The 14,616-nt window shown below is 53.6% G+C and carries 13 protein-coding genes; 8 read left to right on the top strand and 5 right to left on the bottom strand.

Going from position 1 to position 14,616, the window contains the following annotated elements:
• Window positions 1-15: 15 nt before the first annotated feature.
• From eptB to RYZ59_RS05120, 3 genes are all read right to left on the bottom strand, one after another.
• A complete protein-coding gene (gene eptB, locus RYZ59_RS05130) occupies window positions 16-1,707 on the bottom strand; it encodes a kdo(2)-lipid A phosphoethanolamine 7''-transferase (RefSeq protein ID WP_318045511.1) in 1,692 nt (563 codons plus the stop codon).
• A 209-nt stretch (window positions 1,708-1,916) separates the two neighbouring features.
• Entirely contained in the window at window positions 1,917-3,119 is a 1,203-nt protein-coding gene (locus RYZ59_RS05125; protein ID WP_137382043.1) for an MFS transporter, read from the bottom strand.
• Window positions 3,120-3,369: 250 nt separating this feature from the next.
• Window positions 3,370-4,071 (bottom strand): autotransporter outer membrane beta-barrel domain-containing protein, encoded by a 702-nt coding sequence (locus tag RYZ59_RS05120; protein WP_318045514.1) that lies wholly within the window; start codon window positions 4,069-4,071, stop codon window positions 3,370-3,372.
• 159 nt (window positions 4,072-4,230) lie between these two features.
• Here RYZ59_RS05120 and tag point away from each other — a divergent pair, with 159 nt between their 5' ends.
• Both tag and RYZ59_RS05110 read left to right on the top strand, forming a co-directional pair.
• A complete protein-coding gene (gene tag / locus RYZ59_RS05115) occupies window positions 4,231-4,800 on the top strand; it encodes a DNA-3-methyladenine glycosylase I (RefSeq protein ID WP_202037460.1) in 570 nt (189 codons plus the stop codon).
• Window positions 4,790-5,230, top strand: a complete 441-nt coding sequence (locus RYZ59_RS05110; protein WP_318045517.1) for an N-acetyltransferase — start codon at window positions 4,790-4,792, stop codon at window positions 5,228-5,230. The genes tag and RYZ59_RS05110 overlap by 11 nt, the downstream gene beginning before the upstream one ends.
• On the opposite strand, the gene RYZ59_RS05105 is transcribed toward RYZ59_RS05110, so the two are convergent.
• Complete coding sequence (locus tag RYZ59_RS05105; protein ID WP_318045519.1) at window positions 5,199-7,532, bottom strand: molybdopterin guanine dinucleotide-containing S/N-oxide reductase; 2,334 nt, start codon at window positions 7,530-7,532, stop codon at window positions 5,199-5,201. The two genes, RYZ59_RS05110 and RYZ59_RS05105, sit on opposite strands and share 32 nt — an antisense overlap.
• A 159-nt stretch (window positions 7,533-7,691) precedes the next feature.
• Between RYZ59_RS05105 and RYZ59_RS05100 the strand changes: the two genes are divergently transcribed.
• The 6 genes from RYZ59_RS05100 to ghrB all read left to right on the top strand — a co-directional run bounded on the left by RYZ59_RS05100 (window position 7,692) and on the right by ghrB (window position 13,646).
• Entirely contained in the window at window positions 7,692-8,354 is a 663-nt protein-coding gene (locus RYZ59_RS05100) for an OmpA family lipoprotein (RefSeq protein ID WP_101742802.1), read from the top strand.
• A gap of 141 nt (window positions 8,355-8,495) precedes the next feature.
• On the top strand, window positions 8,496-9,512 hold the full coding sequence (locus tag RYZ59_RS05095) for a LacI family DNA-binding transcriptional regulator (protein WP_318045523.1): 1,017 nt from the start codon (window positions 8,496-8,498) through the stop codon (window positions 9,510-9,512).
• 100 nt (window positions 9,513-9,612) lie between these two features.
• Complete coding sequence (locus tag RYZ59_RS05090; protein WP_318045525.1) at window positions 9,613-10,362, top strand: sugar phosphate isomerase/epimerase; 750 nt, start codon at window positions 9,613-9,615, stop codon at window positions 10,360-10,362.
• 3 nt (window positions 10,363-10,365) lie between these two features.
• Complete coding sequence (locus RYZ59_RS05085; RefSeq protein ID WP_202037455.1) at window positions 10,366-11,304, top strand: sugar kinase; 939 nt, start codon at window positions 10,366-10,368, stop codon at window positions 11,302-11,304.
• Window positions 11,305-11,368: 64 nt separating this feature from the next.
• Window positions 11,369-12,649, top strand: coding sequence for an MFS transporter (locus RYZ59_RS05080; RefSeq protein WP_040231622.1), 1,281 nt, complete (start codon window positions 11,369-11,371; stop codon window positions 12,647-12,649).
• 22 nt (window positions 12,650-12,671) lie between these two features.
• Complete coding sequence (gene ghrB, locus RYZ59_RS05075; protein WP_202037453.1) at window positions 12,672-13,646, top strand: glyoxylate/hydroxypyruvate reductase GhrB; 975 nt, start codon at window positions 12,672-12,674, stop codon at window positions 13,644-13,646.
• 61 nt (window positions 13,647-13,707) lie between these two features.
• On the opposite strand, the gene RYZ59_RS05070 is transcribed toward ghrB, so the two are convergent.
• Window positions 13,708-14,418, bottom strand: coding sequence for a DUF3053 domain-containing protein (locus RYZ59_RS05070; RefSeq protein WP_048213663.1), 711 nt, complete (start codon window positions 14,416-14,418; stop codon window positions 13,708-13,710).
• Window positions 14,419-14,616 lie beyond the last annotated feature (198 nt).

The raw sequence follows: 14,616 nt of genomic DNA, 5'->3' as shown, positions 1-14,616 counted from the left end.
AAAGTCAGCAGCCCATTACTGGGCTACAACCTTCTTGTCGTCCGGGACATGACACCAGTTGTTATTCTCATTTATACCGCCGTTTGGCGAGGTATATCCAAGGCAACCGAGAATGGTGTCGTACAGTTCAACATGGCGACGCGGAACCTTCATATCAGCCTCCTGCTTAAGGTGTGCAAACGCCTTCGCATGGTCTGGGTCTTCCAGATACTTGTCAGACATCCACACCATCATCGGAACGCGGAACTGCTCTGGCGGTGCCATTTTACGTGGCGTACCGTGCAGGTGCTCACGCTCGTTGATCGACTCACCGTGATCGGCAGCATAGAACACAATCGCTTTCTTATCGCGCAGCTGGTCAAACACCTTGGTGATAAAGTGGTCAACATAGGTTACCGAGTTATCAAATGAGTTAATCATCTGCGCTTTCGAACAACCGCTATCAACATTGACACACTCCGGCTTCCACTGGGCGTACTCACGGGTATAGCGCTGCGTGTAGTTAAAGTGCGAGCCTTTGGTATGCAGGATAATCAGGTGCTTACCATTATCGTCCGGTTTGATTGATTGCTGCATCTCAGAGATCAGCAGCATATCGTCAACCGTTTTGCCACGGTTACGCGGCTCAGCGCCAATCTGCTCACGATATGCGATGTTCTCCGCCATCGTGTTGCTGTAAAACCACATCTCACTTTGCATCGCGTAGAGATCGGTATTAAAACCTAGCTGGCTGAGTACGGAAAAGACGTTTTGTTCTTTCAGCGTACGCTGCGGGTTTTCCTCTGCTCCGCCTTCACGAACAAACATACAGCGTAGCGAAAGTTTGGTTGCCGTATCACACGAATATCCGCGGAAAGCGGCCAGGTTTTTTTCCTGAGCCAGCTTTGGCGTGGTATTTCTCTCGTAGCCAAAAATACCCATATGATCCCAGCGGGTTGTTTCGCCGATAATAAACACGACGTAGGTATCATCAATATTCTTGGGGGCAACGTAGGTAAATTTCTTCGCCGGATTCATCAGCGACTTGTTATCGGAAGACTCATCAACCTGCGCCCAGGCATACAGACCTAGCGCGGACAGCCAGTTTGAAGGCAAATATGAATTTGCCACTACGCCACCGTAGCTGGGCAAATCAATACCCGTTTCCCGTTCAACTGATTTCTGCTGCATTCCAAGTAAACGAATCGGCGCCCACACCATCAAGCCAGCCAACAGAACAACGGCCGCGCTACGCCATCTCATTCCTGGCGTACGTATTTGTTTTAGCAGGGTATAGCGGCAGCGGTTACTCCAGATAAGCAGCAGCGGAAAAATGCTGACCGACACCAGCCACACGATAAAATGCCAGCCCACAACTTCCTTTGATAAATCAATATCAGTTGTCATGACCGAGGCAATAATGCCGTAGCCAATTACCACATTCAGGAAGGTCATGTAATAGCTGGCACCAGCGGAACACAGCACCACAAAGGTAGCCAGTACGCGCCAGGCCCGCCGACCAAACAGAGACAGAAGACGAAGTAAAAAGAAGGTAACCAGCACGGTGCCGGCCAATTCAACAACCGCAGAGATTCCTTTCAACGCGGTAAATTCCTGCACATAGCTGCCGAAGCGGCGATAAAAAACTGCGCAGTTCATAAACAGACCGATATAGATCGCAAGCAAGAAACTAAGCTTTTGCTGCGTCATCGATTTAATGTATCTCATGCAAAAAAACCCTGGGAATCGGGATAAAAACACCCTGTGAAGAGGTCAATCGACCAAACAGGGGAAAATGCGACAACAGCAGAGATGAAATGTCTACGGGCGCGGCTAAGTAGACCACAGGAGGAGTGAAAAGTGCTTATGATGAATGCAAACGGCGCATATATTTTTGTAAATATATGCGCCGTGTATAAATCAGACGAAGTGTAAAATCAGGCGTGTGCCTCAGTAAATACGCTACGCTGCGGCTGGCGAATGGTCGTGGACAGCGCCAGCGAGATGATTAACAGCGCAAAGATAACGCAGAAGGTCACATAGAAACCGCCGAACAGCGAGGCGATAATTGACCCGCAGATGCTGCCAATCCCGAAGCCCAGGTAGATAACCCCATAGTTTTTCGCCAGGTTGTTCAGGCCGAAGAACTCACTCACCAGTGACGGGAAGACCGTAATGGTGCCACCGAAGTTGAAGGCGACACAGGCAATGGCTGCGAAGAATGTCACTTCATTCAGCGGAGCAAAAAGCAGCGCCGCCATACCCACCAGCGAAACAACCTGACCAATGGTGATAACGCGAATACGGGAAATTTTGTCGGACAGAATCCCCAGAACCAGACGACCTGACAGGTTCGCGATAGAAATAACGGTTACCGCATTCGCCGCTGTTGCCACATCCATTTTTGCCAGGCTTTGGGCGATATCTTTCGCGACACCAATCACGTAAAGCCCGCTCATGCACGCAGTCAGGAACATCACTGCCAGCATCCAGTACTGTGGTTTACGCATGGATTGCGCCAGCGTGTAGTCATTCTCTACCACACCATTTACGGCTTTAACGTCCTGGTTTGGCGCATCTTTCATCAGCGTGGAGCCAAAGACAATCATCACCAGTACAATCGCGCCCCAAATCATAAAGGTCTTTTCCAGACCCACGGAGCTCAGCAGTTGGCTGTCGATAAATTTAAAACCAAGGCTACCCAGGCCGTAAGAACCGATCGCAAAGGCGGAAATCAGCCCTTTACGCTCAGGGAACCATTTCACGCAGTTGGACAGGGTTAACAGGTACCCTGCACCGTCAGCCAGGCCAACCAGTACACCGGCACTCAGCCACAGCATAATCAGGCTGTCAGAATGCGCGGTTAAGAAGAAGCCTACACCCAGTAAGATACCGGATGCCATGGTGACGCGTTTCACGCCGAAACGTTCCTGAAGCTTCCCAGCGACGGAAGAAGAGATCGCCAGACCCAGGCTTAACAGGCCAAAGGAAAATGCAACCTGACTAACCGGTGCATCGAGCTTTGAAGAGAGTGCGCCATTGAACAGGCTCCAGGTATAAACAGAACCTAATGCAAATTGGGTAATGATGGTGCCGATCAGTGTCAGCCACCGGGTACGCTGATAATCAGAAGTTTTCATGGCAGTCTTCCTGCATAAACAAAATGGGAAATTCTCTGCCGACAACCATACCGAAGTGCTTTTATGACCAGGAGAAAACGGCATGAAATGCCATCAGGACGGAATGAAATGCCTGGATTGCGGAATGAATGACGAGACAAAAAGTCGGGTTACTGAATTTTATTGCCGGAGTTAGTGCACGCTATCGCTGGAATGCGTGTGATCCCTGATCCCAATATGTTACGGATGTGTTTTATCCAGACTTTTTTTGTTAAAATTTGGCGCTCACTCCCATGGTGTACAGGTAGTCGCTGTTATTCGTACTGTTTTCTGCCTGAGAAAGTGCCGCATAGGCAGCCATATGCTGATTCAGCAGCATATCTGCACCGACAGTGACATCGACCCAGTTACCATCCTGACTCGTCGCCGCCATACGATTGAGACCCGATTGCGCCTTCCAGATATTCTCGCCAAATTGCTGGTTATAACTGATTTGCGCCCATGGCCGCACATCACCAAACTGCGAGTCGACCCGCCAACCCAGGGTACTCACGCTGGCATGCCACATCGGATCGGTCAGTGTTAGCGAAGTCACACTGTCGCCAAATTCGTTGTAGGTAGAGGTGGTTGAACCATCATAATGCAGGGCTGCGACGGGCCCCGTCGTCACCTTACGGGAAAGGGGAAAATTCCAGCCCACACTCATACCGCTGGTCGCATCCAGAGCCGTTTGGTCCGCCAGATTCACCACCGGCCCCGCCACGTTCTGGGTGGAGCGAATGCGCTCTTCCAGGATGTCGTTATAACGTGGTTGGTGATCGCTGTCCCATGTATAGCGTTCCGACGTATGACCGGACAGCGCATCAACGATATATTCTTGTTGCCAGCCATATGCCGTATTGGCAAACAGCGCACAGACGATGACGTTCGCCAGGATTAACCTCTGACGACCACTACTGTTTCTTATAATCATCAACGCGACTCCAGAAAAGAGCCGAATTCGGCGATATTATTGTCATTGTTTAAAGGATATCGGGCACATGAGGCCCTGTATTAAATATTGTCTTTTTAGCGGGCGCGTCAAGGCGGGCCGAATGAAATTTTTACGCCAGTAAAAACAGCGAGGAAGAGTATGCAACGTTGCGGCTGGGTCAGTCAGGATCCACTATACATTGCCTATCATGACAAGGAATGGGGCGTCCCGGAAACCGATGGTAAAAAGCTGTTCGAAATGATCTGCCTTGAGGGCCAGCAGGCTGGGCTGTCGTGGATAACGGTGCTGAAGAAACGGGAAAACTATCGCCAGGCATTCCACCACTTCGATCCTGCAACCGTTGCGGCGATGACCGAAGAGGATGTAGAAAGGCTGGTACTGGATGCCGGTATTATTCGTCATCGGGGAAAGATTCAGGCCATTATCGGCAACGCCCGCGCCTTTTTGGCAATGGAGCAAAACGGTGAGCCGTTTAGCGAGTTCGTCTGGTCATTCGTCGATAACCAACCGCAGTTAACCCGTGCCGCCAGTCTGAGCGATATCCCCACTTCAACGCCCGCTTCTGACGCGCTTTCGAAAGCGTTAAAAAAACGGGGATTTAAGTTTGTTGGCACCACCATCTGTTACTCCTTTATGCAGGCATGCGGTCTGGTCAACGACCATGTCATCGGCTGCATGTGCTACCCAGGAGAACAACATGATTCGTGAATCCAACGCTGACGATCTGGCACCCATTCTGGCACTGTGGATGGAAAGCACCATTTTTGCCCATCCTTTTATCGAAGAACGCTACTGGCGCGAGAGTGAGCCTATCGTACGTGATGTCTACCTGCCCGCTGCGCAAACCTGGGTGTGGGAAGAAAACGGTGTGCTCAAAGGTTTTGCCAGCGTGATGGAAGAGCGCTTTTTAGGCGCGCTGTTTGTAGAGCCCGCCGCTATCAGAAGCGGCATCGGCAAAGCGCTGGTGCAACATGTGCAGCAGCGCTTTTCGTGGCTCAGCCTGGAGGTCTACCAGAAGAATCAATCAGCGGTAAACTTCTACCACGCACTGGGCTTTCGCATTGAAGACAGCGCGTGGCAGGAAGAGACTCACCATCCCACGTGGATTATGGGCTGGCAGGCGGATCAAACGCCGTAAGCGTCAACATGGGTCCACTGTATTTTTCAAGCCACGCCAGCGCGGTGTTACCCGCGCAACCATTCCCCAGCTTCGAGCTGGGGAGATCTTTGGTCAGCACGTTGACGGCGCCATTTTTACAAATACCGTTCGCTGCGAGATCCAAATCAGGCCAGGCGCCTTCATGAATACAGATGACGCCGGGTTTGATCCCTGTCGTCACAACAGCACCCGCCAGGATATGCCCGCGGTGGTTCCACACCCTGACCGTATCACCATCTGCGATCCCCCGCGCTTGCGCATCCTGCGGGTGAATCGTCACCGGCTCCCGATCCGCCACCGCATACTGTTCGCGTAACGCACTGTAGTTGAGCTGGCTGTGCAAACGGTGAGCCGGATGGGCGGAGAGCACCTGCAGTTGGTCGGGTTCGGCATTGCCGAACCACTCATCGGGCTCCAGCCACATCGGGTGTCCTGCACAATCCGCATAGCCGTAACCTGCAATTTTTGCAGAATAGATTTCAATTTTTCCACTGTCCGTTTTCAGCGGATGCGCCTGTGGATCGCGGCGAAAATCAGCAAAACGGATGAACTGCATATTTGTGGCGTTTTCCGGCATTTCGATCAGTGCATTCTTTCGCCAGAACTCAGCGAAGGGCGGCAGTGTAACCTGCTGGCTGGCGCCACGCTGCGCAGCAATGTCGTAAAAAGTTTCCAGCCACGCCAGTTCACTTTTCCCCTCGGTGAATCGGGTATAACCGCCCTGTTCCCAGCGCTCGCTAAGCTCGGCAAAAACATCAAAATCGTTGCGCGCTTCAGCCTGTGGCGGCACGACCTGCTTCATCGGCACCAGATGCTGGTTGCTGTAGTCTCCGGTCATGGTCAAATCGTTACGTTCAAAAGAGGTTGTCGCGGGTAACACGATATCGGCATGCTTCGCCGCAGCGGTCCAGAAACACTCCGAAATAACCACCAGCTCCGGCTTTTGCCAGGCGCGGATCAGACGATTGGTATCCTGGTGGTGCGTGAAGTTTGCGCCACCGGCCCACCAGAGCATGCGGATGTCCGGGAAATGCCGATCCATACCGTTGTGCTGATAGAAACCGCCGGGGTTTTCCAGCGCCTCAACGATACGCGCCACCGGGATTTTATCCACCGCGTCGGTGCCGCCTTTGAGGCTCCCTTGCATCGAAGCCAGTACCGCTGCACGACGCGTCGGGTTCCCACCGTTGGCAAAATGATACGACAGTCCAAATCCGCCGCCGGGCGTGCCAATTTGACCGAGCATGGCGGCCAGCGTGACGATCATCCAGTGTTTCTGCTCGCCATACTGCTGGCGTTGCATGCCCCATCCCGCCATCAGCATGGTGGTGTTTTGGTGAAATATCTCCGCAAGTTCGCGTATCTTCGCCGCCGGAACACCACAAATCTCAGCCGCCCATTCTGCCGTTTTCGCTATCCCATCGGATTTACCCAGCAGGTAGTCGGCGAACGAATCATATCCGGTTGTACAACGGGCGAGAAAATCCTCGTCATGCCAGTCGTTTTCCACCAGCGTATGCGCGATACCCAGCATCAACGCTACGTCGGTCCCCATATGCGGGGCGATCCATTCCATTTTGTCGCCAAAGAACGCCACGCTTTCCGATCGCATTGGATCGATGCAGATCAGTCGCTTACCGCTATCGCGCAGCGCTTCAAAGTAAGCAATACCCTGTTCGTCAGAAGCATTCCAGGCAATTTTCAGCGTATTCAGCGGGTTAGCGCTCCACAGCACCACCACATCGCTATGCTCCAGCACCATCGGCCAGCTGGTCTGCTGCTGGTAAACTTCGTTGCCACCTACCACATACGGCATGATGGCCTGCGCCGCCCCCGTAGAATAATCCCCCAGGTGCCCGGTATATCCCCCCGCCAGCGCCATATAGCGCTGTAGCAAGGTCGCCGCTTTGTGTAATACACCGTTCGACCGCCAGCCGTACGAGCCGGCAAAAATCGAGGCTGTGCCGTAACTGCCACGGATGCGCTTATGCTGCGCATCGATAAGATTCAGCGCATCGTCCCAGCTTACACGAACAAACTCATCCTGCCCGCGCACGCCTTGCGGATTATCCGGCGAGGCAAGGAATCCTTTACGCACCATGGGAAAACGTACCCGCGTTTTACTGTGTACCTGATCGCGAACCACGGTTTGCAGCGAGTTGGGATGAGAGGTGGGTAATGCCCCCCGGGATGAAAAAACAGTCTCGCCATCGGTTTCGACAACAATGGGCCCCCAGTGTGCGGCAGTTAACACCGGGTAATGTGCAGGTGAATTAGCCAAGATGGCGCTCCTGAATGCGATGTGACGGCTTATGGTTATGCCGTTCAATGTTACTTACAAATTTCAGAGTCTTCCCTGGAATTTTCTTCATGTTCAGACGTCATAATCAACCGCCACGGTCGCTGTGGTAAAGAAGAAAAAAGTCATTAAGGAATTAAGATGAAGAAACGTGTATTTGTTATTGCTGCCATCGTGAGCGGCGCCCTGGCGGTATCTGGCTGCACAACAAACCCTTACACCGGCGAGCGAGAAGCAGGAAAATCCGGCATCGGCGCGGGTATCGGTTCCCTGGTGGGTGCAGGTATTGGCGCCCTCTCGTCTTCGAAGAAAGATCGCGGCAAAGGCGCGCTGATTGGTGCAGCGGCCGGTGCGGCTGTGGGTGGCGGTATCGGTTATTACATGGATGTGCAGGAAGCAAAACTGCGCGAGAAAATGCAGGGAACAGGCGTCAGCGTGACGCGTAGTGGCGATAACATCATTCTGAACATGCCAAACAATGTCACCTTCGACAGCAGCAGCGCCAACCTGAAACCGGCGGGCGCAAACACGCTGACCGGTGTGGCAATGGTACTGAAAGAGTACAATAAAACCGCCGTCAACGTGTTGGGCTTCACCGACAGCACAGGCAGCCAGGATTTGAACATGCGTCTGTCACAGCAGCGTGCCGACTCCGTCGCCAGTGCATTGATTACCCAGGGCGTGGCAGCGAACCGTATTCGCACTCAGGGTATGGGCCCGGCGAACCCCATCGCCAGCAACAGCACGGCTGAAGGTAAAGCGCAGAACCGTCGCGTAGAGATTACCTTGAGCCCTGTGCAGTAATCGTTGAGCCGGGTGGCGGCTTCGTCCTACCCGGCCTACGTTCGACATGTAGGCCCGGTAAGCACAGCGCCACCGGGCAAATTACTTGCTTCGTCAGATTTTCCCGCTAAGGTATTCTCACTAAATCCAGGGAAATCAGCGATGAGCAAATCAACACGGGCAACCATCAGCGATGTGGCAAAGGCCGCAAAAACCGGCAAGACCAGCATTTCACGCTACCTCAACGGTGAAAAGCATCTGCTATCCGACGCGCTGTTAGCCCGCATTGAAAAAGCCATTGCCGAACTCGACTACCGTCCCAGCCTGATGGCCAGAGGCCTGAAGCATGGGCGTACCCGTCTGATTGGCCTGATTATCGCCGATATAACCAATACCTACTCCGTCAACGTGTTAAGCGGTATTGAAGCCGCCTGCCGTGACAAAGGTTTTACCCCGCTGGTCTGTAACACCAACAACGAAGTGGATCAGGAGCTGCATTATCTCGACCTGCTACGCAGCTACCAGGTCGAAGGGATCGTGGTGAACGCCGTCGGGATGCGTGAAGAAGGACTGAACCGTCTGCAACAGTCTGCGCTGCCAATGGTACTGATTGACCGTAAGATCCCGGATTTCGCCTGCGATATGGTCGGGCTGGATAACACCCAGGCAGCGACCGTCGCTACCGAACACCTGCTTGAACAAGGTTTTGAAGCCATTCTGTTCCTTAGCGAGCCGCTGGGGATGGTGAATACTCGCCGCGAGCGCCTGAGCGCCTTTCGCGCCACGCTCGCACAATCCCCTGGTGTCATCGCACAAAATGCGGAAGTCCCGCTAACGGACAATACGCAACTCGATGACACGCTGCGCCAGTTTCACCAGCAGCATCGTGGGATGCGCAAAGCCGTTATCTCTGCCAATGGCGCCCTGACGTTGCAGGTTGCCCGCGCGTTAAAGCGTATTGGCCTCAACTGGGGCAGCGACATCGGTCTGCTCGGGTTTGACGAGCTGGAATGGGCCGAGCTGGCTGGCGTCGGTATCACCACGCTAAAACAGCCCACCTGGCAGATTGGCTACACCGCCGTCGAGCAGGTAGTACGCCGGATCGATGGCGACTCAGACGCAATCCAGGAACAGTTTTTTTCCGGCGAACTGATCGTTCGTGGCTCCACCGCCCGCTAAATTTCCTTCGTGATGGTGATCATAAATTCAACATCACAGGCTTTTCTTTGGAACCGGTTCCATCTAGCGTTATAGCAAGAACGCTAGTTTTGGAGTTTCCATGAAAAGAAAAATTATGGTGGTCACTGCCGCTTACGGCTACGACCAGGTACGCGCCGCAGGTGGGCAAACGGCCCTGCTGCCCATCATTGCCGAAGCCGGTGCTGACGGGGTTGAAATCCGCCGCGAGATGCTGACCGACGCCGAGCTAAAAACACTGCCGACAATGGCCTCTGCTATTGAAATTTTCGGCCTGCTGGCATGCTACTCCGCCCCCGAACCGCTGTTCACCGAAGGCGGAAATCTTAATCCTCGCCTTCCGGAACTACTCCAGGAAGCGCAAGCCCTGCAAGCACTGTGGTTAAAAGTTTCCCTCGGCCATTTTTCCCATGACGGACAGTTCGACGTGTTGCGCGAATGGCTGGACAACAGCGGGATGGAGCTGGTTGTCGAAAACGATCAAACATCCTGTGGACGCCTGCAACCGATGAAGCGCTTTAACGATGCCTGTCAGGCATTCAATCTGCCCATTTCTCTGACCTTCGATATGGGTAACTGGTTGTGGGTAGGTGATTCTCCGGAAGAGGCTGCACAGCAGTTGGCCTCAAGCGTTGGATATATCCATGTGAAAGCCGCCACACCACATCGTGACAGTTACCGTGCCGTGCCGCCTGATCGCGCAGAACCACGCTGGCTGGCGCTGCTGGACACGTTGCCCGCAGATGTTCCGCGCGGCATTGAATTCCCCCTGGAAGGGCAAGACTTGACGGCGGTTACCCGTCATTACGTCGCTCTGTTACGCAAGGAGTAACACATGAAAAATTCACTGGACGTTGTCACCATTGGTGAAGCGATGGCGATGTTTGTCGCCACGCAAACCGGTGATTTGGCGGACGTGGAGCAGTTTATTAAACGCGTTGCAGGCGCTGAACTTAACGTGGCGACCGGCCTTGCTCGTCTGGGTCTGAACGTAGGCTGGGTCAGCCGCGTGGGTAACGACAGTTTTGGCCGTTTTATTATTAAGTCGCTGGAGAAAGAAGGGATTGATGCGCAGGGAGTCACTCTGGACGGACGCTATGCTACCGGCTTTCAGCTTAAATCTAAAGTTGAAAATGGAACCGATCCCATTGTGGAATATTTCCGCAAAGGCTCTGCAGCCAGCCATCTCAGCGTTGAGGATTATCACGATGGGTATTTCTCCAGCGCACGCCACCTGCACCTGAGCGGCGTTGCGGCCGCGCTGTCTGCCAGCTCCTATGAACTACTGGCGCACACCGCCCGCACCATGAAAGCCCAGGGGAAGACCATCTCGTTCGACCCGAATTTGCGCCCGGTGCTGTGGAAAAGCGAAGGCGAGATGGTGGAAAAACTCAACCGACTGGCATTCCAGGCTGACTGGGTACTGCCGGGGTTAAAAGAGGGCATGATTTTAACCGGGCAACAAACACCCGAAGCCATTGCAGACTTTTATCTGCGTCATGGCGTGAAGGCCGTCATCGTGAAAACCGGGGCTGATGGGGCCTGGTACAAAGCAGCTAGCGGCGAGCAAGGCAGCGTCGCTCCGGTGAAAGTCGACAATGTGGTCGATACCGTCGGTGCGGGTGATGGCTTTGCCGTCGGCGTTATCAGCGCGCTGCTGGAAGGCCGAACGCTGCATCAGGCAGTGACCCGGGGCAATAAAATTGGCGCTCTGGCCATTCAGGTCCAGGGCGACAGCGAAGGATTACCCACACGTGAACAATTAGGGGAATAAACTCCCGGCCAACTCTGTACCCTACATACAGAGGCGGCGTATCAGCATAACCAGAGGGCAGTCTATGAATAGCTCAACTAATGCAGCAAAACGCTGGTGGTACATCATGCCAATCGTGTTTATCACGTATAGCCTGGCGTACCTTGACCGCGCGAACTTTAGCTTCGCTTCCGCCGCCGGTATCAACGAGGACCTCGGCATTACCAAAGGGATCTCTTCCCTGCTGGGCGCGCTGTTTTTTCTCGGCTATTTCTTCTTCCAGATCCCAGGCGCAATTTACGCCGAACGCCGCAGCGTACGTAAACTGATTTTTATCTGCCTGATTCTGTGGGGCGCCTGCGCGTCACTGACCGGGATGGTCAGCAATATTCCGATGCTCGCCGCCATTCGTTTCATTCTTGGCGTCGTTGAAGCCGCGGTCATGCCGGCCATGCTGATTTATATCAGTAACTGGTTTACGAAGTCCGAGCGTTCGCGTGCCAATACCTTCCTGATCCTCGGTAACCCAGTCACCGTCCTGTGGATGTCCGTCGTGTCCGGATACCTGATTCAGGCGCTGGGCTGGCGTGAAATGTTCATCATTGAAGGTTTTCCGGCCATCATCTGGGCGTTCTGCTGGTGGGTACTGGTAAAAGATAAACCGTCGCAGGTGGGCTGGTTGTCAGAATCCGAAAAAGCCGCGCTGCAGGCCCAGTTAGAAAAAGAACAGCAGGGTATCAAAGCCGTGCGTAACTACGGCGAAGCGTTCCGCTCACGTAACGTTATTCTGCTGTGTATGCAGTACTTTGCCTGGAGTATTGGCGTCTACGGTTTTGTTCTGTGGTTGCCGTCAATTATCCGCAGCGGCGGTGCCAACCTGGGTATGGTAGAGGTCGGTTGGCTTTCGTCCGTTCCGTATCTGGCCGCAACGGCGGCGATGATCCTGGTTTCATGGGCTTCCGATAAACTGCAAAACCGTAAGCTGTTTGTCTGGCCACTGCTGCTAATTGCCGCTTTCGCTTTTATTGGCTCCTGGGCCGTTGGCGCAGACCACTTCTGGATTTCTTACACACTGCTGGTGATAGCCGGTGCAGCCATGTACGCCCCGTATGGTCCCTTCTTCGCCATCATTCCTGAGATGTTGCCGCGCAACGTCGCTGGGGGAGCCATGGCGTTGATCAACAGCATGGGCGCATTAGGCTCATTCTTTGGTTCCTGGTTTGTCGGCTACCTCAATGGCACCACCGGCAGCCCGTCCGCCTCATACATTTTTATGGGGGTAGCGCTTTTTGTCTCAGTGTGGCTAACTCTTATTGTTAAGCCTGCTAATAATCAACAGCTACCTATTGGCGCACGCCACGCTTAAATTTTAACTTACGGAGATTCGCATGAAGCCGTCCATTATTCTCTATAAAGCGTTACCTGACGATTTACTGCATCGCCTGGAAGAGCATTTTACTGTCACTCAGGTGCCTAACCTGCGTGCGGAAACCGTAGCACAGCACGCCGCAGCCTTTGCCAGCGCGGAAGGCCTGCTGGGCTCCAGTGAAGCCGTCAATACCGCCCTGCTGGAGAAAATGCCCAAACTGCGTGCGACCTCCACCATCTCCGTAGGCTATGACAATTTCGATGTTGAGGCCTTAAACGCACGTAAGGTGCTGCTGATGCACACGCCAACGGTGCTGACAGAAACCGTGGCGGACACGGTAATGGCGCTGGTGTTAAGTACCGCGCGACGCGTGGTGGAAGTCGCAGAACGCGTGAAGGCAGGCGAATGGACAAAAAGCATCGGGGCCGACTGGTTTGGTACCGATGTTCACCACAAGACGCTGGGCATTGTCGGCATGGGACGCATTGGGCTGGCGCTGGCGCAACGTGCGCATTTCGGCTTTAGCATGCCGATTCTCTACAACGCGCGTCGTCACCATCAGGAAGCGGAAGAACGTTTCAACGCGCGCTACTGCGACCTGGATACGCTGCTGCAGGAATCGGATTTTGTTTGCCTGATTCTGCCGTTAACGGATGAAACCCACCATCTGTTCAGTACCGAACAGTTTGCCAAAATGAAGTCTTCTGCCATTTTCATTAACGCCGGGCGTGGCCCGGTGGTGGATGAAAACGCACTGATCGCCGCACTGCAAAGCGGGGAGATTCATGCCGCGGGCCTGGATGTGTTTGAACAAGAGCCGTTGCCGTCAGACTCACCGCTGCTGTCGCTGCCAAATGTGGTGGCGGTACCGCATATTGGTTCAGCTACGCATGAAACGCGCTATAACATGGCGGCTTGTGCTGTGGATAACTTAATTGACGCGCTGCAGGGGAAAGTTGAGAAGAACTGCGTGAATCCGCAAGTGGCCAAATAACACAAAAGGCCGGGTAGCATTGATGCTCACCCGGCCTTTAATGTGTCTTACCGTACGACGATTACTGCGCGGCATTCACCGCAGCAGTCCATGCCTGATTAAATGCCTGATGCTGCGCCGCCAGCGGGCCAATCAGCGTATTGTACTGACTGGCCTGTTGTGAGGTTGGGAACTGGATGCCGTTCGCAACAAAGCTCACCTGTGTATCCTGCTGCGCGATAAAATCGCCTACCTGCACCAACTGCTGCGTGAAAACTTGCGCGGCTGGGATCAGCGGCTGTAACGCCTCTGCCGGTGCGGTCACGACTTTGCTGTAAACCTGATCAAAGACAGGTTTCAGGTCATCACCCTGCTTCAGCGCGCCATGGGCAGCATCTGCCTGTAGCTTCGCATTCTGCAACTGTTGTCCTAACACGCCCAGCGCGCCATTTGCCTGACGCAGCGGTTCACGCTGAGTCATATAATCCTGAGGAACACGGATTGCGTTTACGCTATCAACAACCGGGCGCAGACCGGAGTCCATTGCCTGATTAACCTGCTGTGAATAGCCATAAAGAATCGCGTAATCCGACACAAACGGGCCAAACTGTTTTTTCTGATCGGCAGTCAGCGTCGGTAAACGCTCTCCGCTACGCATTGCAGTATTCTGCAGAAAATCGATAAACGCTTTGCGTTGATCGCCTTCTTTATCAAAACACCCACTCAGGCCAACTACCATTAAGAGCGCCAAAACAGGCGCAAACCAGCGAGAGCAGGACTTACCTGTCGCCATTTTAATACTCCTTTCACCCAAAAATGCGCACAACGACACCCGCGTGCCTGACGTTGACAAGGATAGTCCAGGTCAGCCCCGCAAGATACCCTTTCCGCGTAATCTTGTCGGGGAAAATAACGGTTTCCGCCGCCCGGTGTTTTGCTCAACAATGCTCCATTCACATAACGGCACTCTATTTTAGTCATCTTTACAATT

The sequence above is a fragment of the Citrobacter sp. HN-141 genome (assembly GCF_033341895.1).
In the GTDB taxonomy this organism is placed as follows: domain Bacteria; phylum Pseudomonadota; class Gammaproteobacteria; order Enterobacterales; family Enterobacteriaceae; genus Citrobacter.
The sequence above is the reverse complement of the archived record's forward strand: the minus strand, read 5'-3'. Positions and strand labels throughout refer to the sequence as shown.

What these genes read in the sequence shown, in the direction of transcription:
- RYZ59_RS05070 (WP_048213663.1), bottom strand. Translation starts at nt 14,418, where the DNA reads ATGGCGACAGGTAAGTCCTGCTCTCGCTGGTTTGCGCCTGTTTTGGCG.
- RYZ59_RS05100 (WP_101742802.1), top strand. Translation starts at nt 7,692, where the DNA reads ATGAAGAAACGTGTATTTGTTATTGCTGCCATCGTGAGCGGCGCCCTG.
- tag (WP_202037460.1), top strand. Translation starts at nt 4,231, where the DNA reads ATGCAACGTTGCGGCTGGGTCAGTCAGGATCCACTATACATTGCCTAT.
- RYZ59_RS05095 (WP_318045523.1), top strand. Translation starts at nt 8,496, where the DNA reads ATGAGCAAATCAACACGGGCAACCATCAGCGATGTGGCAAAGGCCGCA.
- RYZ59_RS05085 (WP_202037455.1), top strand. Translation starts at nt 10,366, where the DNA reads ATGAAAAATTCACTGGACGTTGTCACCATTGGTGAAGCGATGGCGATG.
- RYZ59_RS05125 (WP_137382043.1), bottom strand. Translation starts at nt 3,119, where the DNA reads ATGAAAACTTCTGATTATCAGCGTACCCGGTGGCTGACACTGATCGGC.
- RYZ59_RS05080 (WP_040231622.1), top strand. Translation starts at nt 11,369, where the DNA reads ATGAATAGCTCAACTAATGCAGCAAAACGCTGGTGGTACATCATGCCA.
- ghrB (WP_202037453.1), top strand. Translation starts at nt 12,672, where the DNA reads ATGAAGCCGTCCATTATTCTCTATAAAGCGTTACCTGACGATTTACTG.
- eptB (WP_318045511.1), bottom strand. Translation starts at nt 1,707, where the DNA reads ATGAGATACATTAAATCGATGACGCAGCAAAAGCTTAGTTTCTTGCTT.
- RYZ59_RS05120 (WP_318045514.1), bottom strand. Translation starts at nt 4,071, where the DNA reads ATGATTATAAGAAACAGTAGTGGTCGTCAGAGGTTAATCCTGGCGAAC.
- RYZ59_RS05110 (WP_318045517.1), top strand. Translation starts at nt 4,790, where the DNA reads ATGATTCGTGAATCCAACGCTGACGATCTGGCACCCATTCTGGCACTG.
- RYZ59_RS05090 (WP_318045525.1), top strand. Translation starts at nt 9,613, where the DNA reads ATGAAAAGAAAAATTATGGTGGTCACTGCCGCTTACGGCTACGACCAG.